Raw genomic sequence first — 25,130 nt, forward strand, 5'->3', positions numbered from 1 at the left:
GGCATGGCCGCCAATCCCCTCCTCGACGAGCTGCGGGCCGCCCTCGGTGACGCCGCCGTGCTGACCGACCCGGACCTGCTACGCACCCACGAGCGGGACGAGGCCGACCTCTGCGACGCGGGTACGCCGCTGGTGGTGGTGCGCCCGCGCAGCACCGAGGAGGTCGTGGCGGTGGTCCGGGCGGCGGGCCGGCACGGCGTACCGGTGGTGCCGCAGGGGGCGCGGACCGGGCTGGCCGGCGCGGCGAACGCGGTCGACGGCGCGGTGCTGCTGAGCACCATGGCGATGGACCGGATCCTGGAGATCGACCCGGTGAGCCGGATCGCGCTGGTGCAGCCCGGCGTGGTGAACGCGACGCTGGCCGGCGCGGTCCGGAAGCACCACCTCTGGTATCCGCCGGACCCGGGCTCCTGGGAGTCCTCCACCATCGGCGGCAACGTCGCCACCAACGCCGGCGGGATGTGCTGCGTCAAGTACGGCGTGACCACCGAGTACGTGCTCGGCCTGGAGGTGGTGCTCGCCTCCGGCGAGGTGCTGCGCACCGGCCGGCGGACCGCCAAGGGCGTCGCCGGGTACGACCTGACCCGGCTCTTCGTCGGCTCCGAGGGCACCCTCGGCGTGATCACCGAGGTGACCGTCTCGCTGCGACCGGTGCCGGAGGAGTCGCTGACCCTGGTCGCGGTCTTCCCCACCACCGCCGCGGCCGGCACGGCGGTCGCCGGGATCGCCGAGCGCGGGCTCACCCCGAGCCTGCTGGAACTGTTGGACCGGACCCACCTGCGGGCCATCGAGGCGTACCGGCCGATGGGGCTGCGCACCGACGCGGAGGCGCTGCTGCTGGCGGCCGTGGACACCGGCGCCCGGGCGGCGGACGACCTGGCCCGGCTCGCCGAGGTGTGCGAGGCGGCCGGCGCCGACGAGGTGTACGCGGCCACCGACGCGGCCGAGGCCGCCGCCCTGCTCCAGGCCCGGCGGCTGGCCCATCCCGCGATGGAGAAGTTCGCCGCCGACACCTTCCCGGCCGGCAACGGCGGTCTGGTCATCGACGACGTGGCGGTGCCGCGCGGCGCGCTCGCCGCGCTGCTCGACGGGGTGGCCCGGATCGCCGAGGAGTGCGCCGTGCCGATCGGCGTGGTCGGGCACGCCGGCGACGGCAACATGCACCCGAACATCGTGGTCGACCGCACCGACCCGGCCAGCGTGGCGCGCGGCCGGCGGGCCTTCGACGAGATCATGCGGCTCGGCCTGGAACTCGGCGGCACCTGCACCGGCGAGCACGGCGTCGGGCTGCTCAAGCGGGACTGGCTGGCCCGCGAGATCGGCCCGGTGGGGGTCCGGGTGCACCAGGCGATCAGGGCGGCGCTCGACCCGGCGGGGCTGTTCAACCCCGGCAAGGTGTGCTGACCGTCAGCCCTTGTCCTCGGCCGGCGTGGTCTGGGTGAGCAGCAGCAGGATCTGGTAGGCCACCGGCGGCTTCGGCTCGCCCGGGCAGTCCTGGGTGGTGACGGTCAGCCCCGGCGGGATCAGCAGGCTGGAGGTCAACGCGTCGATGCAGCCCTGCTTGTACTGGCGGGCCTCGTCGGTCTCCTTCGCCAGGGCCGGATCGGCGAGCATCCGCTGCAACCGCTGGGTCTGCTCCGGGTTGAGCTGGCCGGTCGAGTCGACCCCGTCGCCGGCGCAGTCCCGGCACTGCCACCGGCCGCTCGGGTCCACGTCGAGTGTCCGGACCGGACCGTCCGTGCCCAGCTTCTGCACCAGCGAGACCCGGCGCCCCGCCGCCGCGGTCGGGTCTCCGCCCGGCCGCCCGGGTGTGGTGGCACCCTCGGCCCGGCCGAACACCGAACAGCCGGTCAGGATGATCGCCAGCAGAACGCCGGCGGACGGAGCGAGGACGCGCGACCAGGATGGGCGAACCACGCACGGCAACCTACACTTCCGTAGGTAGCGCCCGGTACCCTCCGTACCGACGTTACCCGCCGGTCACCGGGAAGACGGCAGCTCGGCGCTGTCCCCGTCGACACCCCGATCGGCCGCGAAACCGCGGACGTCCGGCGCGCCCAGCCGGGCCGCGTCGGCGGCCACGTCGTCCGGCATCTCCTGCGACAGCCGCTCCGCCTCGACCCGGGCCCGATAGTGGGCGACCTCGCGGGCGCGGGTGACCTCGTCCCAGCCGAGCACCGCGCCCATCAGCTCCGCGGCGTGCTCCGCCGACTCCAGGCCGCGGTGGCTGGTCTCGAAGGAGATCCGGGTACGCCGGGTCAGCACGTCCTCCAGGTGCAGCGCCCCCTCGGCGCGGGCCGCGTACGTCACCTCGGCGGCCAGGTATTCGGGGGCGCCGGCCAGCGGGGAACCCAGCAGCGGGTCGGCGTCGACCAGGGCGAGCAGGTCCCGGGTGAGCGTGCCGTACCGCTCCAGCAGATGCTCGACCACGCCGACCGGCATGCCGTGCCGGCGGGCCAGGTCGGCCCGGTCCCGCCACATCGCCGCGTACCCGTCGGCGCCGAGCAGCGGCAGGTCGGCGGTGCGCGACGGCCGGGTCCAGCCGAGCCGGTGCACCGCCCGGTCGACCACGTCGGAGGCCATCACCCGGTACGTCGTGTACTTGCCGCCGGCCACCAGCAGCAGCCCGAGCATCGGCTCGACCACCGCGTGCTCCCGGGAGAGCTTGGAGGTGGAGTCGGCCTCGCCGGCCAGCAGCGGGCGCAGCCCGGCGTAGACGCCCTCGATGTCGGCGGTGGTCAGCGGCCGGTCGAGCATCGTGTTGACCTGCTCCAGCAGGTAGTCGATGTCCCTGGCGGTGGCCGCCGGATGGGACCGGTCCAGCCGCCAGTCGGTGTCGGTGGTGCCGATGATCCAGTGTCCGCCCCACGGGATGACGAAGAGCACACTGGTGGCCGTCCGCAGGATCAGGCCGGTCTCGCCGGTGATCGCCGAGCGGGGCACCACCAGGTGCACGCCCTTCGAGGCCCGGACCCGTACGCCGGGGCGCAGCCCGACGTCGTTCAGCATCCGGGACATGTCGTCGCTCCACACGCCGGTCGCGGCGATCACCGTGCGGGCGCGTACCTCGAACTCGGCGTCCGGCGAGCCGGCGGGCGCCTCCAGGTCGCGGACCCGGACCCCGGTCACCTCGCGGGCCTGCCGGATCAGCCCGGCCGCCCGAGCACTGGTCACCACGGTCGCGCCGAGGCTGGCCGCGGTGCGGGCCAGGGTCACCACCAGGCGGGCGTCGTCGACCTGACCGTCGTAGTAGCGGATCGCGCCGGCCACCTTGTCGGCCCGCAGGCTCGGGAAGATCCGGCGGGTGCCCTCGCGGCTGAGGTGCCGGTGCAGCGGCATGCCGCGCCCGCCGCCGAACACCCCGGCGAAGGCGTCGTAGGCGGCCACGCCGGCGCCGTAGTAGGAGCGGCGGAAGAACCGCCGGGGCAGGTCGCGCAGGCCGCCCTCGGCGGGCAGCGGGACCATGATCGGCACCGGGCGCACCAGGTGCGGCGCGAGCCGGGTGGCGAGCAGCCCGCGCTCGGTGAGCGCTTCGTGGACCAGGTGGAACTCCAACTGCTCCAGGTAGCGCAGGCCGCCGTGGATGAGCTTGCTGGACCGGCTGGAGGTGCCGGCGGCGTAGTCGCGCGCCTCCACCAGGGCCACCTTGAGCCCGCGGGACGCGGCGTCGAGCGCCGCCCCGGCGCCGGTCACCCCGCCGCCGATGACCAGCACGTCGAATCGCTCGGCACGGAGTCGGCGCAGGTCGTCGGCGCGGCGCTCGACGGAGAGCTGACCGGCCACGGATCGGGACACGTTGGGGTCGCGCACCCGTCCACCGTAACCGTCCGGGCGCTCCGGCGACATCTACCGGCCGAGCCGTACCGTGTGGGTCATGATGCCCGGTCCGCTCGCCGCTCCACCTCCGCCGCCGGCTCCCGGGCCCCGCGAGGGCGGGCCGTGGCCGGTGGTCGCCGCCGTTTTCACCGGCGCCTGGGCGGTGCTGGTCGCCGTGGTCGGCCAGTTGGCCGGCTGGGTGTTCGACCAGGCGGTGCTGACCGCCGGCCGGGACCGGGTGGTGCTGCTCTGGCCGGTGATCGCCCTGGTCACCGTGCTGCTGGTGGGCGCACCGACGCTGGCGCTCGCGCTGCTTCCCCGCTCCCCGGCCGTCCGGGCCACCGGCCGGGTCTGGCTGGTCGGCAGCCTCGCGCTCGGCGCGACGACCCTGCTCCGCGCGCTGCCGCCGGTGCACCAGGAGGCGTACCTGGCCGCGCTGGCCGCCGTCGCCGCCCTGCTCGCCCTGGTGGTCACCCGGGTCGGCCCGGACCCGGCCGCCGTCGGACCGGCCCGGTCGCGCCGGTTCGACGCGGTGACCCTGCTGGCGGTGGCCGCCGGGCTGGCGGTGCTGCTGCCCTGGGCCTGGGTGGGCGCGCTCGGCGGTTTCCTGGAGACGGTGCTCGCCGGGCTCGCCGCCGCCGCGCTCGGCGCGCTCGCCGGGATGCTGCTCGACGCGCGGTTCTGGGGCCGGTTCGCGGTCGGCGAGCCGCCCCGGCCGGCCCGGCTGGTGCTGGTCGGCGGCCTGGTCGCCGGGGTGGCCATGGTGCTGCTGGCCGCCGGGGCCGGGCAGTCCGGGGCGCAACTGCCGGCGCTGTTCCTGCTGCCGCCGCTCGGCTTCGTGCTGGGCGCCCTGGACGCCGCGGCCCGGCACGCCGGCCGGCCGGCCGGGCGCGCCCCCGTCCGCTGGCTGGTCGGGCTCGCGCTGCTCGGGCCGCTGGCATTCACCGACCCGGAGGAGCTCACCCTCCTGTTGGCGACCAGCCGCGACGTGCCGTTCTGGGCGGCGGTCGCGACCGGCGCGGCGCTCGCCGTCGCGGTGCTGCTCGCCGTCGGGTACGGCGGCCTGCTGGCCCGCCGCCGCGCCCGCGCGCCCCGGCGCGGGGCGGCCGGGCTGGTCGCGGCCGGCCTGCTCGCCGCCGTGGCCGTGGTGTACGTCGTCCCCGGCCAGCCCGGCCTGTACGGGGAACGGCTGCTGGTGGTGTTGCGCGAGCAGGCCGACCTGACCGGGATCCCGGCCGGGGCGCCCGGGCGCACCGGGCGGGACGCCCGCGCGGCCGAGGTCTACCGGCGGCTGGTGGGCACCGCCGACCGGACCCAGGGCGACCTGCGCCGCGAGCTGACCCGGCTGCGCCTGCACCCGACGCCGTACTACCTGGTCAACGCCATCGAGACGGACGGCGGGCCGGAGGTGCGGGCCTGGCTGTCCGGCCGGCCGGAGGTGGCCCGGGTACTGGTCAGCCAGCGACTGCGTCCGCTGCCGGCGGCCCCGCCCCGGGCCCGCGGCGACCAGCCGGCGCCGAGCGGCCCGGCCTGGAACGTCTCGCTGATCGGCGCGGACCGGGTCTGGTCCGAGTTGGGTGTCACCGGCGCGGGCGTGGTGGTCGGCAGCTCCGACTCCGGGGTGGACGGTCGGCACCCGGCGCTGGCGGCCGGCTTCCGGGGCGGCGCCGACTCCTGGTACGACCCGTGGGAGCACACCCGGACGCCGGGTGACCGGGGCGGGCACGGCACCCACACGGTGGGCAGCGCGGTGGGCCGGAACGGCATCGGGGTGGCGCCCGGGGCGCAGTGGGTCGGCTGCGTCAACCTGGAGCGCAACCTGGGCAGCCCGGCCCACTACCTGGACTGCCTGCAGTTCATGCTGGCCCCGTTCCCCGCCGGCGGGAATCCGTTCACCGACGGCCGGCCGCAGCGCGCCCCGGACGTGCTGACCAACTCGTGGGGCTGCCCGCCGATCGAGGGCTGCGACCCGGGGGCGCTGCGGCCGGCCACCGCCGCGCTGGCCGCGGCCGGGATCCTCGTGGTGGCCGCCGCCGGCAACACCGGCCCGTACTGCGGCTCGGTGGCCGACCCGCCGGCCCCGTACCCGGACGTGCTGACGGTCGGTGCGGTGGACCGGACGCGGCAGCTCACCCGCTTCTCCAGCCGGGGCCCGGCGGCCGGGAGCCGTGCCAAGCCGGACCTGGTGGCGCCCGGGGCGGGCGTGCCGTCCGCGTTCCCCGGGGGCGGTTACGCCACCCTGGACGGCACCTCGATGGCGACGCCGCAGGTGGCGGGGGTGGTGGCGCTGATGTGGTCGGCGAACCCGGCGCTCGTCGGCGATCTGGCCCGGACCCGGCGCATCCTGCTCGACACCGCCGCCCCGGCCGGCGTACCGCCGGGCGCGGACCGGTGCGCCGGCGACCGGGACCTGGTGGGCGCGGGGCTGGTCGACGCGTACGCGGCGGTGCGGGCCGCCCGGGCCGAACGGTGAACTTCCGCTGTTAGGAACCCTGCCCGATGGCCTAGGGTCGGCGACCATGGACGCGGAGATCATCGAGCTGGACCCCGACCGCCTGCCTGCGGTCGTCGACCTCTGCCGGCGGGCCCTCGACCTGCCCGAGGACGCCGCCGAGGCGCCGGCGATCGTGGACACCCTGGCCGTCCGCGCGGCGGCCGACCGCCCGGTGCTGCGGCTCGGCGCGGTACGCGCCGGCGAGCTGGTCGGGGCGCTGGTCGGCTCGGTCTCGGCGCGGGATTCCCGGCACGGGCACGTCGACCTGCTGGCGGTGGACCCCGCCGAGCGGCGGCGGGGGGTCGGACGGGCCCTGCTCGCCGAGGCGGAACGGCGGCTCGCCGGGCTCGGCGCGACGGAGCTGCTGCTGGCCGGGAACCCGCCGTACTACGCCTGGCCGGGCATCGACGTGCGGTACACCCCGGCGGTCTGCGTCGCGCTGCGCCTCGGCTACCGGCAGGACCGTACCGCCTGGAACATGACGGCTGACCTGGCGGCCGGATCACCGGCGCTGCGCTCGACGGAGGCCGCCGAGCGCCGGCTGGCCGACGGCGGCGTCACGGTACGCCGGGCCGAACCGGCGGACCTGCCGACGCTGGCCGCGTTCGCCCGGGACACCTTCGGCGGGGCGTGGGACGGCGAGCTGGCCGGCTCGGTGGGCCGACCGGACGCTGGCGCGCACCTGGCCGAACGGAACGGCGAGTTTCTCGGCTTCGCCGCGTACGGCTCGTCCCGGCCGAGCTGGTTCGGTCCGATGGGAACGGCCCCGGCGGCGGAGGGTTCGGGGATCGGCGGCGTGCTGCTGCGCCGCTGCCTGCGCGACCAGGCGGCGGCCGGGATCGGCGCGGCGCAGATCGGCTGGGTGGGCCCGGTGCCGTTCTACTCGGGCGCGGCGGGCGCCCGGATCGAGCGGGTCTTCTTCCTGTACCGCAAGGCACTTAACGGACATAAGTAACGTAACGCCATTCGGCCTCGCCGGCCATCGACCGCCGCCTACCGTCGGTCGTAGAGGAGGCAGCCATGACCATGGAAGACGAACGCACCGACGACCCGGCGGCGAGCTGGCGTCCGGTCGACGAACTCCCCGGGCAACTGCCGTTCGACCGGCTCGACCACGGGGACGCCGAGCAGCTCGCGGAGATGACCGGCGGCGAACCGTCCACCGAGGAAACGCGGCAACCGGTGGACGAACCAATCCGCATCCCGCCGCCGTACGACCGGGCGCACAAGCGACGCAACCAGCGGCGACTGCCGATGTGAGAGATACGGAAGGGGGCGGACCGCTGACGCGGCCCGCCCCCTTCGGCGTACTGGTGGAGCTGGACTCAGAAGTCCATCTCCCCGCCACCCGGGCCAGCCGGGGCGGCCGGGGTCTTCTCCGGCTTGTCCGCCACGACGGCCTCGGTGGTGAGGAACAGCGCGGCGATCGACGAGGCGTTCTGCAGCGCGGAACGGGTCACCTTGGCCGGGTCGAGGATGCCCGCGGCCATCAGGTCGACGTACTCGCCGTTGGCGGCGTTGAGGCCGTGACCCGGCTCGAGGTTGCGGACGTGCTCGACGACGACGCCACCCTCGAGGCCGGCGTTGACGGCGATCTGCCGCAGCGGGGCGTCCAGCGCGATCTTGACGATCTGCGCGCCGGTCGCCTCGTCGCCGGTCAGGTCCAGCTTGTCGAAGGCGGTCTTGCCGGCCTGCACCAGCGCGACGCCACCACCCGGGACGATGCCCTCCTCGACGGCGGCCTTCGCGTTGCGGACGGCGTCCTCGATGCGGTGCTTGCGCTCCTTGAGCTCGACCTCGGTGGCCGCGCCGACCTTGATCACCGCAACACCGCCAGCCAGCTTGGCCAGGCGCTCCTGCAGCTTCTCGCGGTCGTAGTCGGAGTCGCTCTTGTCGATCTCGGCCCGGATCTGGTTGACCCGGCCCTGGATCTGCTCGGCGTCGCCGGCACCGTCGACGATGGTGGTCTCGTCCTTGGTCACCACGACCTTGCGGGCGCGGCCCAGCATGTCGAGGCCGACGGCGTCCAGCTTGAGGCCGACCTCCTCGCTGATGACCTGGCCACCGGTGAGGATGGCGATGTCGGTCAGCATGGCCTTGCGGCGGTCACCGAAGCCCGGCGCCTTGACGGCGACCGACTTGAAGGTGCCGCGGACCTTGTTGACCACCAGGGTGGCCAGGGCCTCGCCCTCGAGGTCCTCGGCGATGATCAGCAGCGGCTTGCCCGACTGCATGACCTTCTCCAGGATCGGGAGCAGGTCCTTCACCGACGAGATCTTGCTGTTCGCGATCAGGATGTACGGGTCGTCGAAGACGGCCTCCATACGCTCCGGGTCGGTCATGAAGTAGGCGGAGATGTAGCCCTTGTCGAAGCGCATACCCTCGGTGAGCTCGAGCTCCAGGCCGAAGGTGTTGCTCTCCTCGACGGTGATGACGCCTTCCTTGCCGACCTTGTCCATCGCCTCGGCGATGATCTCGCCGACGGTGTTGTCACCGGCCGAGATGGAGGCGGTGGAGGCGATCTGCTCCTTGGTCTCCACGTCCTTGGCGAGCTTGAGCAGCTCCTCCGAGACGCTGGCCACAGCGGCCTCGATGCCCCGCTTCAGGGCCATCGGGTTGGCGCCGGCGGCCACGTTGCGCAGGCCCTCGCGGACCAGGGCCTGGGCCAGGACGGTCGCCGTCGTCGTGCCGTCACCGGCCACGTCGTCGGTCTTCTTCGCGACCTCCTTGACCAGCTCAGCGCCGATCTTCTCGTACGGGTCCTCGAGCTCGATCTCCTTGGCGATGCTCACACCATCGTTGGTGATGGTGGGGGCACCCCACTTCTTCTCGAGCACGACGTTGCGGCCCTTGGGGCCGAGGGTCACCTTGACGGCGTCAGCGAGCTGGTTCATGCCCCGCTCGAGGCCGCGGCGCGCCTCTTCGTCGAACGCGATCATCTTGGCCATACGGCGTTGTCCTCCTGGACACTCACGGTCCACCCGGGGATCCCCGGATGGGCCGTCTGGTGTACGCACCTTGGGGACGTCGCCACCTGGCGACGGCGACGTCACCTCGGTCGGGCCGGACAGCCCGCGACGACCGGCCCCGTGCCGCTCCGGTGCCATCGAGACACCGGCGCGGCCGTTGCCCTACCGCCCCGACCATTGGCACTCACCGCACGCGAGTGCCAATGACTTGTTTAGCACTCTCCCTAGCCGAGTGCAAGCACGATGCCGCCGCTCAGCCGAGTTCCGCCACCAGTCGGGCGACGTTCACCGGGCCGTACTGCGCCCGCTGCTCGGCGTACGTGACGACCAGCCCGACGAGCTGGGCCAGATAGGCCGGCGTGGCCAGCACGGCGCTCAGCACGGCCACCAGGACCGCGCCCACCGCGGTGCCCGGGGCGCTCATCGGGTCCACGCCGAACGCGAGTTGGCTGACCGCCTGCAGCACGACGTTGACGATCGCCGCGACCACCAGCGCGGCCACGACCAGCGCGACCCGGCCCAGCACCATGCCGAACCGCTTGTGCAGCATCCCGAACGAGCGGCCGATCGGGTCCTGCCGCTCGAACAGGTAGACCGGGCCGAACAGGGCGACCGCGAACATCACGTAGATGCCGGGGAGGACGCAGGCGCAGACCCCCACCATGATCAGCAGCGAGGCGACGATGGTCCAGCCCCACAGGCCGATGGCCCGGCGCCAGCCGTACCGGAAGGCGGCGCCGACGGTGACCGACTCGCCGGCCGCCTGCCGGGTGACCAGCCAGGTGCCGGCGGCCCAGCCCGCGGCCTGGAGCGGGCCGAAGAGCAGGGCGGCGCTCAGCACCGCGCCGTAGAACGTGAAGACGTCCCCGAAGTACCCCTCCGGCAGCACCGGGTTGCCCGCCGGCCCGGTGACCGGCTGGCCCGCAGGGGCGAGGCCGACGGAGAGGATCGCGATCACCGCAGCCGGCACGGCCTGGGTGAGCAGCATGATCGGCAGCAGCTGACGCCAGCTGCGACGGAGGGCGCCGGCGCACCGGGCGAACCAGCCGCCGATCCCCGCGTACGGGGGCGAGACCAGCGGGTCGCCCGGGTCCACGCCCGGATACCCGCCGTATGGCTGGCCAGGCAGCGGGGGCTGGCCGGGGTACGTCCCGCCCGGCAGCGGACCGGCCGGCGACGGCCAGGACCAGCCGTGCGGCTGGCCCGCCGGATCACCCTGGTACGCCTCCCAGGGCTGCCCGCCCGGCGGGGTCGGGTGTCCCGGCTGTCCGGGCACCGTGAATCCTGGCTGGCCGGGCGGGGAGAACCCGGGCGGCGTCGAACCGGCCGGGGTACCGGACGACGCCGGGGGCACCGGCTCGGTGGAGCCCGACGGGGGCTGGTCGGACATGAACCCTCCTCAGCGACGATGGCTGGAACGGCTCACGATCTTCCCTGGTGCGCGCCCGCACCGCAGCCCCTGATCGGGGTGGAAATCCGCCGGCGGGCGGGGACGGGTCAGGCGATGACGCGGACGCGCTCGGCCTGCGGACCCTTCTGGCCCTGGGCGATCTCGAACTCGACCCGCTGGCCGTCGTCCAGCGCCTTGTAGCCGTCCATCTCGATCGCGGAGAAGTGGACGAAGACGTCCTGCCCGCCATCGACGGCGATGAAGCCGTAGCCCTTTTCGGAGTTGAACCACTTGACGGTGCCCTGTGCCACGGTGCACTTCCTCACTCTGCGCAGCGTTCCACAACCCGGAGACCGGCGGACCGGCACCGGCGGACCACCGCTTCAGCGATCGGCGACGACCACTGAATCGGTGACCGAAATCGCACGCTACACGAGGCGTGACGACACCGCACGACCACAAATCGGGCATATTCCGGCCAGCATCGGCCCCGGATGAGTGCGATCCACCGGCACTCCGGTATGCATTGCCACATGACCAGCGCGCCCACCATGACCGCGGCCGGCGCCGCGACCGTCCGCCGGGTCCGTCCGGAGGACGCCGCCCGGATGCGCGCACTCCGGCTGGAGATGCTCGCCGACTCGCCGCTGGCCTTCCTGGAGACCGTGGCGGAGGCGGCCGCCCGCCCGCACGCCGACTACGCGGCCCGGATCGCCGCAGTCTCGCACGGCAGCGGGAGCGCCCAGTTCGTCGCTGATCCGGGCGGCCGCTTCGTCGGGCACGCCGGCGGCATCGCCAGCCCGGACGAACCCGGGCTGACCATCGTCTACGCGGTCTACCTCACCCCGGCCTGGCGGGGCAGCGGGCTGCTCGACGCCCTCGTGGACCAGGTGGCCGCCTGGTCCCGGGCCTGCGGCCGGCCCGAGCTGATGATGGAGGTGGTGGTCGGCAACGACCGCGCCTACCGGGCGTACCAGCGGCTCGGCTTCGTCGACACCGGCGTCCGCGTCCCCCACCCCCGGATCCCCACCCTCAAGGAACTCCAGATGCGAAGGCCAGCCTGACCCCCCGCCGATCGGGGACCCTTCCCAGGGCAGTCACCCCTGAGATCGCCACCCCCTTGCCCGGCGGCGGCCCCAGGGAGGGCAACCCGGACGGATTTCCGGGGCAGGCGACCTCGCGGAATGAGCGAGGTGGTCTGCCCCGGAAACCCCAACAGCAAGATCAGACGTGCCGGCGCGACTGCACGATCCGGAACCGGTTAGAGACGTACGCCCCGTCAGTCAGCGCCGAATTGGCCGCCGGGTTCGCCCCCGACCCGTGGAAGTCGGAGAACGCCGCCGACTGGTTGACGAACACCCCGCCGGTGAGGTTGCAGGACAGGTGCACCCCGGCGTCGATCGCCGCCGCCTCGGCCGCGTCGAGCACCGCCTCGTCGGTGGAGTAGACGCCCGCCGTGAGCGCGCCCTTCTCCCCCACCGTCTCGCGCAGGACGCGGAGGCTGTGCGCGGTCGAGTCGGTGGCGATGGCGAACGAGATCGGCCCGAACCACTCCCGCGAGTAGGTCGCGGTGTCCGCCGCGTCCAGCTTCACGATGGTCGGGGTACGCACCACCGCGCCCGGGAAGGACGGGTGCTCGACGGTCCGCGACTCCAGCACCGGCTCGCCGACCTTGGTGACCTCCTCCAGCCGCTCCAGCACGCCGTCGTTGACGATCGCGCCGGTCAGCTCGACGCCCCGGGCCGGGTCGGCGGTGAGCTTGCCGACGGCCGCCGCGATGCCGGCGGCCACCTCGTCGAAGCTCTTGTGCCCTTGGTCGGTCTCGATGCCGTCCCGCGGGATGAGCAGGTTCTGCGAGGTGGTGCACATCTGCCCGCTGTACAGGGTGAGCGTGAAGCCCAGGTTGCGGCACAGGCCGGCGAAGTCGTCGGTGGAGTCGATCACCACCGTGTTCAGGCCGGCCTTCTCGGTGTAGACGGAGGCCTGCCGGGCGTTGGTCTCCAGCCAGTCGCCGTACTCGGTGGAGCCGGTGAAGTCGACGATCTTCACGGCCGGGTGCAGGGCCAGGGTCGAGGCGAGCTTCTCGTCCGCCGCCTCCGGGGCGAGCTGCACCAGGTTCGGGTCGAAGCCGGCCTCGGCGAGCACCTGGCGGGCGTACTTCACGGTGATCGCCAGCGGCAGCACCGCGCGGGGGTGCGGCTTGACGATCACCGGGTTGCCGGTGGCCAGCGAGGCGAAGAGCCCCGGGTACGAGTTCCAGGTCGGGAAGGTGTTGCAGCCGATCACCAGGGCCACCCCGCGCGGCACCACGTGGAACGTCTTGCTCATCCGCAGCGGCTCGCCCTTGCCGGCGGCCTTCTCCCAGCCGGCGGTCCCCGGGTGGCGGGTCATCTCGGCGTACGCGTAGGCGATCGCCTCCAGCGCCCGGTCCAGCGCGTGCGCGCCGCCGGCCTGGAAGGCCATCACGAACGCCTGGCCGCTGGTGAACTGCACCGCGTTGGCCAGCTCGAAGACGTTCTTGTGCAGTCGGTCGAGGATCTCCAGGCAGACGCCCGCCCGGGCCTGCGGGCCGGCGTCGCGCCAGGCCGGCAGCGCGGCGGTGGCGGCGGCCACCAGCTGGTCGGCGCCGGCGTGCGGGTAGCGCACGTTCAGCTCCAGGCCGAACGGGCTGACCTCGGTGGCGACGGTCCCGCCGTCACTCGCCCGGTCGAGGGGGAAGTCGGCGTTCAGGTACGCCTCGAAGGCGGCCTTGCCGTCCGCGGCGGCGGTCTCGCCGTACACCCGGGGGCTGGGCGACTCGGGATAGGCGGACCAGTACCCGCGCTCCGTGATCGCGGTCAGCGCCCGGTTCAGGGTGTCGGCGTGCCTGTCGTACAGGGGGTGCGGGGTCTCCGTCATGCCCGCCATCATGCAACAGGAAGCCACCAGATCAGTAGGGGCGTGTCACAAGTTCGATCGTCGCCCGCCGCAGGGCCGAGCTGCCCGGCCGTGCCGGGAATGACCGCACGGGCGCCGGGTAACCGCGCGGCCGACGACCAGGAGAGGACGGCGGCGGGTGCGGACGACCGAGATCCGGGTGCACGGCGTCGCCGACAAGGGGCCGGAGGCGATGCTGGACCGGCCGGTGGTCGTCCGGGTGGCGGGTGACCGGGACGCCGGCTTCTACCGGGTACGCCCGGGCTTCGGCGAGCCGGCCGGACCGGGTGGTCCGGACCTGGAGGCGTACCGGTGGAGCGGCCTCACCGGCGGCACCGCCATCCGGACCTTCTCGCTGGTGCTGCTCCTGCCCTTCATGCTGGCCAACATCGCCATCTGGATGCTTCCGCCGGGTCGGGCCTCGGCTACGCCCGGGCGGGCGCTGTGCCGGCTGCTCGGCGCCAGCCTCACCGCGATGTACGTGCTGTCGGCCGTCGGGGTGGCGCTCGACCTGATCGGCTGGCAGTGCGCGGAGTTTCCGCGCTGCCTGGAGGGACGGCGGGAGATCTCGTGGCTCGGCGGGGTACCCCCGGGGCAGCGGCTGGCCGTCCTGGCGCTGCTGCCGATCCTCGCCATCGCGCTGGTCCGCCGGACCAGCAACCGCACCTGGCAGCTCCCCGAGGACGCGGCGACGAGGCCGCAGGGGGCGGGCGCCGACCGGCTGGACACCCCGTACTTCTGGGACAACCGGGCGCTGCTGCGCCGGCTGCGCCGGTTGCATCTGGCCGTCGCCCTCTGCGTGCTCGACCTGGCGCTGCTGCTGGTGCTCGTCCCGCACGACCGGAGCCTGCCCGGGTACCTGCTCCTCGTGGCGACCGTCGGGCTGCTGGTGGCCGCCCTGGCGCTGCTCTGCCTGCCGCACCTGGACCACAGGGGCACCGGGCCCTGGCTGCGGCAGGTCACCCGCGGGGCACGGTGGGCGGCGGTCACCCTCACCGCGCTCACCGTGGGGTACGCGGCCACCCCCCGGTCGCCCTGGTCGGCCACCGGCGGGATGCCCGGGTACGACGTCCTCGTGGCCGCCGTCTTCGCCACCCAGATGGGAATGCTGCTCCTGCTCGCCGGCGTGGTGCTGGCGGGACCGGCCGCGACGCGGGCGTCCGCGGTGCTGGGTGGCCTGGGTGCGCCGGTCCTGGTCTCCGCCGCGATCGGCCTCGCCGTGGCCTATTCGTCCGGGCTGAGCTACGGGGTGGCCGAGTACCTGGACCGGGGTTCCAGCCCCACTCCGGCCCGGCCACTGCCGCCGGACGCCCCACCGCTCGCCCCGCCGGCGGCGTACCGGTGGGCCACCCTCGGCTTCTCGATCGCCGTGGTGCTGGCCGCCGTGGTGGCCGTCGCCGGCCGCCGCTGGCACCGCTCCTGCCACCGCCGGTCCGCCGAGGAGCAGATCCGGCGGGACTTCCCCGAGGCGGCCGAGGTGCCGCCGGAGCGGGTCCGGGCGCTCCGGGACCGGCTCGTCCGGGCCCGGGTCGCCGGCCGCCTCGGGCCGCTGCTCCCAGCCGCGTACGCGCTGCTGGCCGTGCTGACCCTCGGTGCGGCGGGGCTGTCCGTCGTCCACCAGGGGCCGGAGGCGCTGGCCAACCGGGTCGGTGGGACGACGCTCGCCGAACCGGTGATCTTCGCGACGGACCTGGGCGGCCTGTTGATCGGCCTGTTCGCCGTGGTGCTGGCCGGTGCCGGGCTGTTCGCCTACCGGTCGCCCGCCATCCGGGGGGTCGGGGTGCTGTGGGAACTGGCCACCTTCTGGCCCCGGGCCACGCACCCGCTGGCCGCGCCCTGCTACACCGAGCGGGCACTGCCCGACCTGACCCGCCGGATCGCCCACCTGACCGCGGGCGGCGGCGGCATCGTGCTCTCCGGCCAGAGCCACGGCAGCGTGCTGGCCGCGGCGGCCGTGCTGCAACTACCCGCGTCCTGCCGCGCCCGGGTGGCCCTGCTGACCTACGCGACGCCACTCGGCCGGCTCTACAGCCGGGTCTTTCCCGCCTACTTCGGCCCGCAGGTGCTTCGGGAGATCGGCGAGCGGCTGGACTGGCGATGGATCAGCCTGTGGCGGCTCACCGATCCGATCGGGGGACGGGTCTTCCCGGCGGACGCCCCGCCCGACGATCCCGCCGCCGGGGTGGACCGCCGGGTCCGCGACCCGAAGACGCTGCTCATCCCGGCCGGGGACACGGTCCCCCCGCCGATCGGCAGGCACCGGTTCCACCCCGACGAGGACTTCCACCGGGCGGTCCGGGACCTGGCCGGCCGGCTCGGACCACCCGACCGGAAGGTCACAGGCTGAGCTGCCAGTCGGTCGAGCCGGCCGCCGGCCGGAACCCGAGCTGCTCGTTGATCGCAATCATGTGCGTGTTCTCCGCCGCGTTGTAGGTGTCGATCACGCCCAGCTCCGGTTCGTGGGACAGGGCGTGCGTCAGGTTCTCGGCCTTGCAGAGCAGGCCGAGCCGGTGGCCACGGTGCGCCGGATCGACGATGGTGATCTGCTGCCAGGCGTGCTCGACGGTGCTCGCGTCGAGGCTGAGCTGGCTCCAGGCGACCAGCCGGCCGGACGCCTCGTGCACCGCGCCGACGTTGTACCGGCGGACGCCCCGGGCGTCCAGCGCCCGCTCCACGCCCCGGATCCGCTCCGCGTCCATCCGCTCCTGCTCCCACGCCAACTCCCCGAGCGGCGCGTCGAGCAGCAGCCGGCCCTCCAGGTAGGCGGCGTCGGTGACGTGCGCCACCGGGACGTGATCGCCCCAGCGGACCGTGCGGTAGCCGGCGGCGGCCGCGCGGGCACCGGCCAGCAGGGCCGCCAGCCGGGACCGGTCGAGCGTGGTGACGTCGAGCCGGCGGCGGACATCGGCGAGCGCCGGCCGCGCGCCGACGGCGGCGGCGAAGGCGGCACCGGGCAGCTCCCGGCCCTCCTCGCCGGGCAGCGGGGTGACGGTCGCACCCACCATCCGCTTGCCGCCGTGCTCCCGCAGCAGGGTCAGGCCGTACTCGTGCAGCCCGCGCCCCGCCCCGCGCCGCCGGTACGCCGGGTCCACCACCAGCTCGACGCTGGCGTTCTCGGTGTTGTCCAGCGTGTGCAGGTACAGCCGGAGCCAGCCGACGGGCGCCCCGTCGAGGCGGGCGACGGCCCAGCGCGTGTCGATGCCGGGCATCGGGTGCCGCAACGGCGCCTCGAACCGGCGCCGGCACGGCGGGGGAAGGTCCGGTTCGTCCGCAGCCTGGGCCGCCAGCGCGATCCGGTAGAGCGCGTCGACGGTCGGCTGGTCGCTCGGGTCGAGCAGGGTGACGGAGAGGCCCATGCCGGTGAGCGTGCGCCCGGGACAGCGAAGGGGCCAGCGGTTTTCCGCCGGCCCCTTCGAACGTTGGTCGGGAGGGACGTCCGCACAACGCCTCCGGCGCTGGGTCGTAAGAACTTAAAAAGTCTTCGGCGGATGCCCTCCCGCACCGAGCATCTTGCGCCGTCCGGTTCCTGCCGTCAAGTCCTTGTCGGCGGGTTTTCCGTACTCACAGCAAATCGCCAGTTACCCACCGGATCCCCCCGATCCCCCGGTCGGGCGATCCGCCCCTCCTCCGCCCGCATGAGTTGACCAAGAAGCTCGCGTCGTGGAGCGGCCCTTCCGGTGACGCAAACCTCTTGATCAACGACCTGGGGCGGGGGGTGGGGTGGGTGGGTCAGGAGAGGAGGCCGGCGTCGCGAGCGGCGCGCAGGCTCGGCTTGATGCGGTGGGTGGGGCCGACCTGGGGGGCCACCGCGTCGATGGTCTTGAGGCCCTCGCCGGTGTTGAAGACGACGGTCTCCGCGGTGGGGTCCAGGCGGCCCGACTCGACGAGCTTGCGCAGCACCGCGACCGTGACGCCGCCGGCGGTCTCGGCGAAGACCCCGGTGGTCCGGGCGAGCAGCCGGATCCCGGCGCGGATCTCCTCGTCGTCGGCGTAGTCCATCCAGCCACCGGTACGGCGCACCGCCTCCAGCGCGTACAGGCCGGCGGCGGGGTCACCGATGTTCAGCGACTTGGCGATGCCGGTCGGCTTGACCGGGGCGATGGTGTCGCTGTCGCCGTGCAGCGCGGTGGCGATCGGGTTGCAGCCGGCGGACTGCGCGCCGAACACCTTCCAGCCGCCGGCCGGCGCCTCGACCAGGCCGATCTCGACCAGCTCGGAGAACGCCTTGTCGATCTTCGTGAGCAGCTCGCCGCTGGCCATCGGGATGACCACCTGGGCGGGAATCCGCCAGCCGAGCTGCTCGGCCACCTCGTAGCCGAGGGTCTTCGAGCCCTCCGCGTAGTAGGGCCGGACGTTGACGTTGACGAAGGCGGTGTCCTCGAACTCGTCCGTCTCCACCAGCTCGCCACAGAGCCGGTTCACGTCGTCGTACGAGCCGTCGATGGCGACCAGGTCACCGCCGTAGACGGCGGTGGTGACCACCTTGCCCTGCTCCAGGTCGCTGGGGATGAAGACCACCGAGGGCGCCCCGGCCCGGGCCGCGTGCGCGGCCACCGAGTTGGCCAGGTTGCCGGTGGAGGCGCAGGCGTACCGGGTGAAGCCGAGCGCGCGGGCGGCGGTCAGCGCCACCGAGACCACCCGGTCCTTGAACGAGTGGGTCGGGTTGCCACTGTCGTCCTTGACCCAGAGGGGCGCGGTGAAGCCCAGCTCGGCGCCGAGGTGCGGGGCCGCGACCAACGGGGTCAGCCCGGGGTCGAGGGTCACCCGGGTGGCCGGGTCCTGGCCGGCGGGGAGGAGGGCGGCGTACCGCCAGATGCTGTTCGGGCCGGCCTCGATCTGCTCGCGGGTGACGGTGGCCAGGGCCGCGGCGTCGTAGTCGACCTCCAGCGGGCCGAAGCACTCGTAGCAGGCGTGCTGCGCGGCGAGCGGGTAGCGCGCGGAACAGGCGCGACAGATCAGGGCGCGGGCCGGGCTGAGGGTGGTGTCGATGCCGGACGTGGCGGGAAGCGTCGACGTCATGTCGAGGAGTTCCTCTCATCTTTCCCCGCATCGCCTCGTGCGGCGGGGACGGAATTGGCACCTGCCCGGCGTCGCTCGTCGTCGAGCGCGCGGGTGGTTGCCGGGGCGTCATCGGGCCGTATCCCTCAGCCCCTCTGGATGAGGTATGCAGTTGTGCCGCCGAGTCTATGCGCAGTCCCCGCGACCACCACGTCGGGTTCCCACGCTGTGAGCCACCCAGCCCCGCCCCAAGATCCGCCCTCATTCACGGAAAGAGTGGCCTCCGAGCTCCGGATGACCACTCTTTCCGTGCATCTGCGCCGTGCGCCGGGCGGGTCAGCGGGCGACGACGGCGACGGGGTCGATCACCGCGGGGCGGTCGATCACGGCGGCGGGCGCGGGGGTGGTCGGCGCGGTCTTTCGGGTACGGGTGGCCAGGTTGGCGGCGATCAGGGCGGCGATGGTGAGGGCCGCGCCGAACAGTTCCACCGCGCCGGGGCGGTAGCCGCGCAGGGTCTGCACCGCGAAGGTGGTCACCGGGACCAGGTTCATGAACAGCGCGGCGTCCGCCGCGCCGAGCCGCCGTACCCCGGTGTTCCAGGCCAGGACCGCGAGGACCGCGGCGACCACCACGGCGTACGCCAGCTGTGGGGCGACCGCGACGAGGTCGGCGGCGGCCGGCGCGTGCTGGAGCCCGGTGAGGTCCGCGACGGCGCTGGCGGCGAGCATGGCGAGCGTGCCGGCGACGGCGGTCAGCGTGGTGTAGCGCAGCGGGGAGTACGCGGGGAAGCGGCCGGCCCCATGGGTGTAGATCGCCCAGCTGACCACCGCGCCGATCATGAGCAGCCCGCCGAGGCCGAACTGGCCCAGCCCGTCGAGCCGGCCCCGGGTGATCACCAGGCCGACGCCGACCAGGGCGACCAGCGAGAGGCCGAGCAGCGCCGGCTGGGGGCGTACGCCGTCCCGCGCCCACCGGACGAGCTGGGTGACCAGCGGGGTGGTGGCGGCGAAGAGGGCGATCTGCTGCGGCGCGGCGTGCCCGAGGGCGAGGTTGGTCAGCACGTTGAAGCCGGCGAAGCCGACCACGCCGAGCAGCACCACCTCGGTGCCGCGCCCGTCCGCTCGAAGGGCACCAAGCCCCTCCCGGGCCAGCAGCAGGGCAAGCAGGACGGCAGCGGCGAGCACGTACCGGGCGGTGGTCAGGTTGAGCGCGTCCACCCGGGTGAGCGCGCTGGCCAGGACGGGGAACATGATCCCCCAGCTCAGCACGGCGAAGAGCGGGAAGGCGGCGGACCGAGAGCGCATCGCAGCTCCAATGTTCGAGTATCGTCGAACCAACGACACCGACCATAGGAGGTTGTTCGACGAATGTCGAACATGGGTTACCCTGGTCACATGGAGCTGCACGAACCCGAACTGCGGGAGATACCGGTCACCGCCGTGCTGGCGGCCCTGGCCGACGACGTACGGCTGCAGATCGTCCGGGCCCTCGCCGAGGGCGGGGAGTACGCGTGCGGCACCTTCGAGTTCGGGGTCTCCAAGGCGACCCGCAGCCACCACCTCAAAGTGCTGCGGGAGGCCGGCCTGACCCGCACCCGGGTCGCCGGCACCAGCCGGTACGTGCGGCTGCGCCGGGACGAGCTGGACCGCCTCTACCCGGGGCTGCTCGACGCGGTCCTCACCGCGCGCACCCCGTCCTGACCCCGTCCGCCGAGGGCGGCCACGGGCGGCCGAGCGGCCGATGATCCGGGTGGCGCGGGCTCAGTACGGTGCGGGCACCTTCCCCGAGAGAGGACAACGCCCGCCCATGCGCCGGACCCTGCCGAGCCTCGCAACCCTCGCCCTGCTCGGTTTCCTGACCGCCTGCGGAGGTGACTCCGCAGCGGTCTCCTCGGCGACCAGCACGGTCACCTCGTCCGCCGAGGCCCCGACCGCTCCGGCCGCCTCGACGCCCGCCGCGGTCGCCCCCAGCGCCACCCCGAAGACCGCGCCGACGACCAAGCCGGTCGTCGCGCCCAAGCCGGCCCCGCCCAAGGCGCCGGCGCTCACCTGCAAGCAGCTCGGCGCTGCCCAGCTGGGCAGCGCCAAGGTGCCGTTCAACGGCTACCCGGACTACATCCCCCTGCTCGACGGCATCTGGAGCGGCGAGGACGGCGCGACCGTCGAGCTGCAGAAGCCGTGCGGGATCGGCGACCTGGACGGCGACGGCGCGGCCGACGCCGTCGGCGCGGTGCTGCTGCGTACGGGCGGGATCGGGCAGTTCTGGAGCGTCGCCTTCTGGCACAACTCGGCCGGCAAGCCGGCCTACCGCAGCCTGGTCGACCTGGGCGACCGGAACCCGGTCACCTCGATCAGCGTCTCCGGCCAGCAGGCCACCGTGGTGTGGCTGACCCGCTCGGACGGCAAGAGCATGGCCGAACTGGACATCAAGCGCACCACCGTCTACAAGCTCTCCGGCACCACCGTCACCGAGATCAAGCACACCGACGCGCCGTACACCGCCTGATCAGGGACCGCTCGGCACCATGTCGCTCGACGTGGCGGTGTCCGGTCTGAACGGACACCGCCACGTCCCCGACCTGCCTCAGCTGGTGACGTCCTTGCGGGTGAACCGCCAGAACGCCAGGCTCCAGAACAGGGTGGCGTAGACGACCGCCGAGACGGCGCCGCGTACCACGTCGTCGGTCTGCGCCGGCGTGGACAGCAGCCCCAGCCAGGCGCTGCTGTAGTGGGTGGGCAGCAGCGCGCGCAGCCCACCCAGCGCGGTGATCTGGTCCAGGATGCTGGAGAGGATCCAGAGCAGCACCGCGCCGCCGACCGCGCCGAGCGCGGCGTCCGTGGTCACCGAGAGCAGGAACGCCAGGCCGGCGACCACCAGCAGCACCACCGCCAGGTAGCCGAGCACCGCGAACAGGCGGACCAGCCCGTCGCCCGGGGCCAGTTCGGCGGCGACCTGGCTGCGCAGCGGGGACCAGCCGTAGCGGAGGGTGCCGGCGAGCAGTGCGGTGCCGAAGAGCAGCAGCAGCGCCAGCGCCGAGTACGCGAGCGCCACCAGCAGCTTCACCGCCAGCAGCCGGGCCCGGGGCACCGGGATCGCCAGCAGGTAGCGCAGGCTGCCCCAGCTCGCCTCGCTGGCCACCGTGTCCCCGCAGAACAGCGCCACCACCACGACCAGCAGGAAGGACGAGGAGACGAAGAGCGAGAAGAGCGCGAAGTTCAGCCCGCCCCCGGTGGCCAGGTCCACCAGGCTGCCGAACTCGTTGTTCCGGTTCCGGTCCGCGTCGCCCGAGTTGAACTCGAACGCGACCAGGATGATCAGCGGCAGCAGCACCATGAACCCCAGCGCGAGCTGGGTGCGCCGCCGGGACGCCTGCCGGCGGAACTCGGCCAGGAAGGGCAGGGTCGCGGACGGCCGGTAACCCGCCGCCGCGCCGGCCCGATCCACCAGGCGCACCGAGGTCGACTCCCCCATCACCGGTCCCCGCTTCCCCGAGAGTTCTCGCCGACCAGGGCGAGGAACGCGTCCTCCAGCCGGCGCCGGGGCACCACCCGGTCCACCCCGATCCCGGCCCGGACCAGCTCGGCCACCACCTCGCTGCGGGCCGTGCCGTTGGTGTCCACCACCAGCCCGCCGTCGCCGTCGGGCAGCACCCGTACGCCGCTCAGCCGGTCGAGCACGGTCCGGGCGGCGTCCGGGTCGCTCACGTCGAAGAGCACGCTCGGCGACTCGCCGACGATCTCCTCGACCGGGCCCGAGGCGACGATCCGCCCCTTGTTCACCACCACCGCGTGGGTGCAGGTCTGCTCCACCTCGGCCAGCAGGTGGCTGGAGACCAGCACCGCCCGGCCGTCGGTGGCGTACCGCTGGAGCACCCGGCGCATCTCGGCGATCTGCGGCGGGTCCAGGCCGTCCGTCGGCTCGTCGAGCACCAGCAGCTCGGGCAGGCCGAGCATGGCCTGCGCGATGGCCAGCCGCTGCCGCATGCCGTGGCTGTAGTTCTTCGTCCGCCGGTGCACGGACGAGCCCAGCCCGGCGATCTCCAGCGCCTCGTCGAAGTGCGCGTCCGCCCACGGCCGCCCGGTCGCCCGCCAGTACGCCTTCAGGTTGTCCAGTCCGGACAGGTGCGGCAGGAAGCCGGGCCCCTCCACCAGCGCGCCGATCCGGGAGAGCACCGGCGAGCCGGGCACCAGCCGGTGCCCGAACACGTAGATCTCGCCGGCGGTGGGCTGGGTCAGCCCCATCAGCACCCGCAGCGTGGTGGTCTTGCCGGCGCCGTTCGGCCCGAGCAGGCCGACCACCTGGCCGGGGTGCACCTCGAAGTCCACGTTGGAGACGGCGACGAAGCCGTCCGCGTACTCCTTGCGCAGCTGGCGGACGGCGAGCGGGACGTCCGCGTACTCCGAATGGACGGAACTGTCCTGGCGGCGGTGCCGGCGGCGGACGACCAGGACGACCACCGCGAGCCCGACCGCGATGGCCGCGAGCAGGCCGACCAGCACCCAACGCCAGATCGCGGCCGAGGTCGGGATCGGCTGGGCGTCGACGGTGGGCACCGTCAGCGGCCCGTCGCCGAGGGCCACCTGGTAGACGGCCGGCTCGGCCGGGGTGGCGTACGCCTGGTCGGAGGTGGCGACCACGACCCGCAGCCGGTGCCCGGCCTCGACCCGGCGGACGATCGCCGGCAGGGTGACCGTGACCGGCCGGGCGGCGTCGACGGTCCGCGGCAGGCCGGTCAGCCGGACCGGGGCGACCAGGCCGTCGGGGAGGGTGGCCGCACCCTTCGGGTCGACGTCGTAGAGCTTGACGAAGAGCACCGCCTCGCCGGTGGGCGAGGCCGCCCGGATCCGCACGGTCGGCGCGCCGACCACGTCGACGGGCTCGGCCAGCGGAGCGGACTCGAACCGGGCGTGCTGGCCGGGGATGTCGCCCGCCACCCCGCTCACCAGGGAGCCGAGCGCCCCGGCGAACGGCACCGCGGAGATCGCCGCCGGGTTCCCGTTGGGCGGGTTGGCGACCGTCTGGGGCGGGCCGGCCAGGGTGACGTCCCGGCGGCCCTGCCCGGTCACCCCCGGATAGTCGGTGATCCGGTAGCCGGTGGCCACCAGGCCGCGGTCGAGCGCGTCGAAGCCGGCGATCCGGGAGAAGGTGAAGCCCTGGCCGGGTGCCGCGCCCTCGCCCTTGACGTAGTGGTCGAGCCACTGCGCGGTCAGGAACTTCACCCGGTCCGAGTCGGACGTGGGTCCCTCCCCGCCGTCGTGGCCGCCGGTGAACCAGGCGACCCGGACGGGGGTGCCGGCGGCCGCGATGCCGCGCGCGTTGGCGTCCGCCTCGGTGAGCGGGAAGAGGGTGTCCGCCTCCCCCTGCACCAGCAGGGTGGGCGCCTTGATCCGGTCCAGCACCCCGGCCGGGGACGAGCGCCGGAGCAGGTCCACCGCCGCCTGGTCGGCCCGGCCGGCGGTGGCGATCCGCAGGTACGCGGCGCAGACGTCGGCGGCGAACCGGCCGCAGGCCGGATCGGCGGCGCCGCCGGGGGCCCGGCCCGGGCCGGTGCCGGGTCCCGCGCCGGGCTGCGGGCTGGGCGCGCCGGCCGACGCGGGGGCGCCCTCGGGCTGGCCGGCGCTGCTGCCGGAGACGCCGGACGGGCCGGAGCCGGCGTTCCCCCCGCCGCCGAAGAAGATGCCGGCCCAGCCCTTCTTGAACACGCCCTCGGTGGGCGCCCTGCCGGTGCTCTCCGGCAGGAACGCCCGGGACAGGTCGTTCCAGGTGATCATCGGGACGATCGCGTCGACCCGGCGGTCCTGGGCGGCCAGCAGCAGCGCCAGGCCGCCGCCGTACGAGCCGCCGACCACGCCCACCCGGGGGTCACCGGCGGCGTCGAGGCGGATGTCCGGGCGGGCGGCGAGCCGGTCGAGCAGGCGCTGGGCGTCCCGTACCTCGTAGTCCGGGCTGTCCAGGTGGATCTCGCCGCCGCTGCGGCCGAACCCGCGGGCGGTCCAGGTGAGCACCGCGTACCCCCGGGCGACCAGGTCCTCGGCGTCGGTGCGGACCGACTCCTTGGTGCCGCCGAAGCCGTGCGCCAGCAGCACGGCCGGCACCCGGTGCCGGGACGAGGCGTCCCGGGGCAGGTAGAGCGTGGTGTCCAGGTCGACGGGCTGGTTCCCGTCCGGTCCGGAGCGGACGGACACCTGGGCCGACTCGGTCCGGAAGTCGGGTCGCTGCGGCCGGGCCGCCCAGGCCACGGCGGCGGCCACCAGGACCACCACCACCGTCGCGGCGACCACCCGGCGACGGCGGCCGGCCAGGGCGCGCCGGATCCGGGCAGCGTCCAGCGGTGATCTCATGCGGCACACGGTACGGCCCGGAAGCTGAGCGTCGCCTGAGATCCGCCGTACGTCCGTCCGGTTGGACCGTTCGGTGCCGGAGGTCCATCGACCGCCGAAGGGAAAGAGGTATCTCAGCGGGATGAATTCGAATCCCGCGAATTCACATCTACGCTCGCGAATCACCGCCGATCCGGGCATCCCGACGACCACCCGGGACGCTACG

General features: G+C 74.1%; 19 protein-coding genes and 1 riboswitch. Of the genes, 8 read left to right on the top strand and 11 right to left on the bottom strand.

Features of this window, described 5'->3' with window-relative positions:
- The first annotated feature begins 3 nt into the window (after nucleotides 1-3).
- Nucleotides 4-1,404 (top strand): FAD-binding oxidoreductase, encoded by a 1,401-nt coding sequence (locus tag ACZ6S5_RS04715; protein WP_465997739.1) that lies wholly within the window; start codon nucleotides 4-6, stop codon nucleotides 1,402-1,404.
- A 3-nt stretch (nucleotides 1,405-1,407) separates the two neighbouring features.
- On the opposite strand, the gene ACZ6S5_RS04720 is transcribed toward ACZ6S5_RS04715, so the two are convergent.
- Together ACZ6S5_RS04720 and ACZ6S5_RS04725 are read right to left on the bottom strand one after the other, a co-directional pair.
- Nucleotides 1,408-1,917 carry a hypothetical protein gene (locus ACZ6S5_RS04720; RefSeq protein ID WP_465997740.1) on the bottom strand — a complete coding sequence of 170 codons (510 nt, stop codon included), beginning with the start codon at nucleotides 1,915-1,917 and terminating at the stop codon, nucleotides 1,408-1,410.
- Between the two features lie 63 nt (nucleotides 1,918-1,980).
- Nucleotides 1,981-3,795, bottom strand: coding sequence for a glycerol-3-phosphate dehydrogenase/oxidase (locus ACZ6S5_RS04725; protein ID WP_465997853.1), 1,815 nt, complete (start codon nucleotides 3,793-3,795; stop codon nucleotides 1,981-1,983).
- 79 nt (nucleotides 3,796-3,874) lie between these two features.
- Between ACZ6S5_RS04725 and ACZ6S5_RS04730 the strand changes: the two genes are divergently transcribed.
- The 3 genes from ACZ6S5_RS04730 (at nucleotide 3,875) to ACZ6S5_RS04740 (ending at nucleotide 7,570) form a co-directional block, all read left to right on the top strand.
- Nucleotides 3,875-6,289 (top strand): S8 family serine peptidase, encoded by a 2,415-nt coding sequence (locus ACZ6S5_RS04730; RefSeq protein ID WP_465997742.1) that lies wholly within the window; start codon nucleotides 3,875-3,877, stop codon nucleotides 6,287-6,289.
- 46 nt (nucleotides 6,290-6,335) lie between these two features.
- Complete coding sequence (locus tag ACZ6S5_RS04735) at nucleotides 6,336-7,265, top strand: GNAT family N-acetyltransferase (protein WP_465997744.1); 930 nt, start codon at nucleotides 6,336-6,338, stop codon at nucleotides 7,263-7,265.
- Nucleotides 7,266-7,330: 65 nt separating this feature from the next.
- Entirely contained in the window at nucleotides 7,331-7,570 is a 240-nt protein-coding gene (locus ACZ6S5_RS04740) for a hypothetical protein (protein WP_465997746.1), read from the top strand.
- 65 nt (nucleotides 7,571-7,635) lie between these two features.
- Here the strand turns inward: ACZ6S5_RS04740 and groL are convergent, their stop codons facing one another.
- From groL to ACZ6S5_RS04755, 3 genes are all read right to left on the bottom strand, one after another.
- Nucleotides 7,636-9,258: a chaperonin GroEL gene (gene groL, locus ACZ6S5_RS04745; RefSeq protein ID WP_465997748.1), complete on the bottom strand. Its 1,623-nt coding sequence runs from the start codon at nucleotides 9,256-9,258 to the stop codon at nucleotides 7,636-7,638.
- A gap of 274 nt (nucleotides 9,259-9,532) precedes the next feature.
- Nucleotides 9,533-10,669, bottom strand: coding sequence for a hypothetical protein (locus ACZ6S5_RS04750; RefSeq protein ID WP_465997750.1), 1,137 nt, complete (start codon nucleotides 10,667-10,669; stop codon nucleotides 9,533-9,535).
- A 107-nt stretch (nucleotides 10,670-10,776) separates the two neighbouring features.
- On the bottom strand, nucleotides 10,777-10,980 hold the full coding sequence (locus ACZ6S5_RS04755; RefSeq protein WP_067305333.1) for a cold-shock protein: 204 nt from the start codon (nucleotides 10,978-10,980) through the stop codon (nucleotides 10,777-10,779).
- 222 nt (nucleotides 10,981-11,202) lie between these two features.
- On the opposite strand from ACZ6S5_RS04755, the gene ACZ6S5_RS04760 reads away from it, so the two are divergent.
- On the top strand, nucleotides 11,203-11,733 hold the full coding sequence (locus ACZ6S5_RS04760; RefSeq protein WP_465997752.1) for a GNAT family N-acetyltransferase: 531 nt from the start codon (nucleotides 11,203-11,205) through the stop codon (nucleotides 11,731-11,733).
- 160 nt (nucleotides 11,734-11,893) lie between these two features.
- Here ACZ6S5_RS04760 and paaN read toward each other — a convergent pair whose 3' ends face one another.
- Nucleotides 11,894-13,567, bottom strand: coding sequence for a phenylacetic acid degradation protein PaaN (paaN, locus tag ACZ6S5_RS04765; RefSeq protein WP_465997754.1), 1,674 nt, complete (start codon nucleotides 13,565-13,567; stop codon nucleotides 11,894-11,896).
- Between the two features lie 157 nt (nucleotides 13,568-13,724).
- On the opposite strand from paaN, the gene ACZ6S5_RS04770 reads away from it, so the two are divergent.
- Nucleotides 13,725-15,932, top strand: a complete 2,208-nt coding sequence (locus ACZ6S5_RS04770; protein WP_465997756.1) for a hypothetical protein — start codon at nucleotides 13,725-13,727, stop codon at nucleotides 15,930-15,932.
- On the opposite strand, the gene ACZ6S5_RS04775 is transcribed toward ACZ6S5_RS04770, so the two are convergent.
- The 3 genes from ACZ6S5_RS04775 to ACZ6S5_RS04785 form a co-directional block, all read right to left on the bottom strand.
- Nucleotides 15,922-16,941, bottom strand: a complete 1,020-nt coding sequence (locus tag ACZ6S5_RS04775; RefSeq protein WP_465997758.1) for a GNAT family N-acetyltransferase — start codon at nucleotides 16,939-16,941, stop codon at nucleotides 15,922-15,924. The two genes, ACZ6S5_RS04770 and ACZ6S5_RS04775, sit on opposite strands and share 11 nt — an antisense overlap.
- Nucleotides 16,942-17,314: 373 nt before the next feature.
- The gene (gene thrC, locus ACZ6S5_RS04780) at nucleotides 17,315-18,604 is read right to left on the bottom strand and encodes a threonine synthase (RefSeq protein ID WP_465997760.1); all 1,290 of its coding nucleotides are present in this window, start codon (nucleotides 18,602-18,604) and stop codon (nucleotides 17,315-17,317) included.
- A gap of 12 nt (nucleotides 18,605-18,616) precedes the next feature.
- Nucleotides 18,617-18,749, bottom strand: a riboswitch (SAM riboswitch).
- A 170-nt stretch (nucleotides 18,750-18,919) separates the two neighbouring features.
- A complete protein-coding gene (locus tag ACZ6S5_RS04785) occupies nucleotides 18,920-19,888 on the bottom strand; it encodes a DMT family transporter (RefSeq protein ID WP_465997762.1) in 969 nt (322 codons plus the stop codon).
- Nucleotides 19,889-19,978: 90 nt separating this feature from the next.
- Here ACZ6S5_RS04785 and ACZ6S5_RS04790 point away from each other — a divergent pair, with 90 nt between their 5' ends.
- Both ACZ6S5_RS04790 and ACZ6S5_RS04795 read left to right on the top strand, forming a co-directional pair.
- Nucleotides 19,979-20,284, top strand: coding sequence for an ArsR/SmtB family transcription factor (locus tag ACZ6S5_RS04790; RefSeq protein ID WP_465997763.1), 306 nt, complete (start codon nucleotides 19,979-19,981; stop codon nucleotides 20,282-20,284).
- Nucleotides 20,285-20,390: 106 nt separating this feature from the next.
- On the top strand, nucleotides 20,391-21,089 hold the full coding sequence (locus tag ACZ6S5_RS04795; RefSeq protein WP_465997764.1) for a hypothetical protein: 699 nt from the start codon (nucleotides 20,391-20,393) through the stop codon (nucleotides 21,087-21,089).
- 78 nt (nucleotides 21,090-21,167) lie between these two features.
- Here the strand turns inward: ACZ6S5_RS04795 and ACZ6S5_RS04800 are convergent, their stop codons facing one another.
- Together ACZ6S5_RS04800 and ACZ6S5_RS04805 are read right to left on the bottom strand one after the other, a co-directional pair.
- Nucleotides 21,168-22,055, bottom strand: a complete 888-nt coding sequence (locus ACZ6S5_RS04800; protein WP_465997766.1) for an ABC transporter permease — start codon at nucleotides 22,053-22,055, stop codon at nucleotides 21,168-21,170.
- Nucleotides 22,055-24,925, bottom strand: a complete 2,871-nt coding sequence (locus tag ACZ6S5_RS04805; RefSeq protein ID WP_465997768.1) for an alpha/beta fold hydrolase — start codon at nucleotides 24,923-24,925, stop codon at nucleotides 22,055-22,057. The genes ACZ6S5_RS04800 and ACZ6S5_RS04805 overlap by 1 nt, the downstream gene beginning before the upstream one ends.
- Nucleotides 24,926-25,130 lie beyond the last annotated feature (205 nt).

Source organism: Micromonospora sp. NPDC051924 (assembly GCF_055586005.1).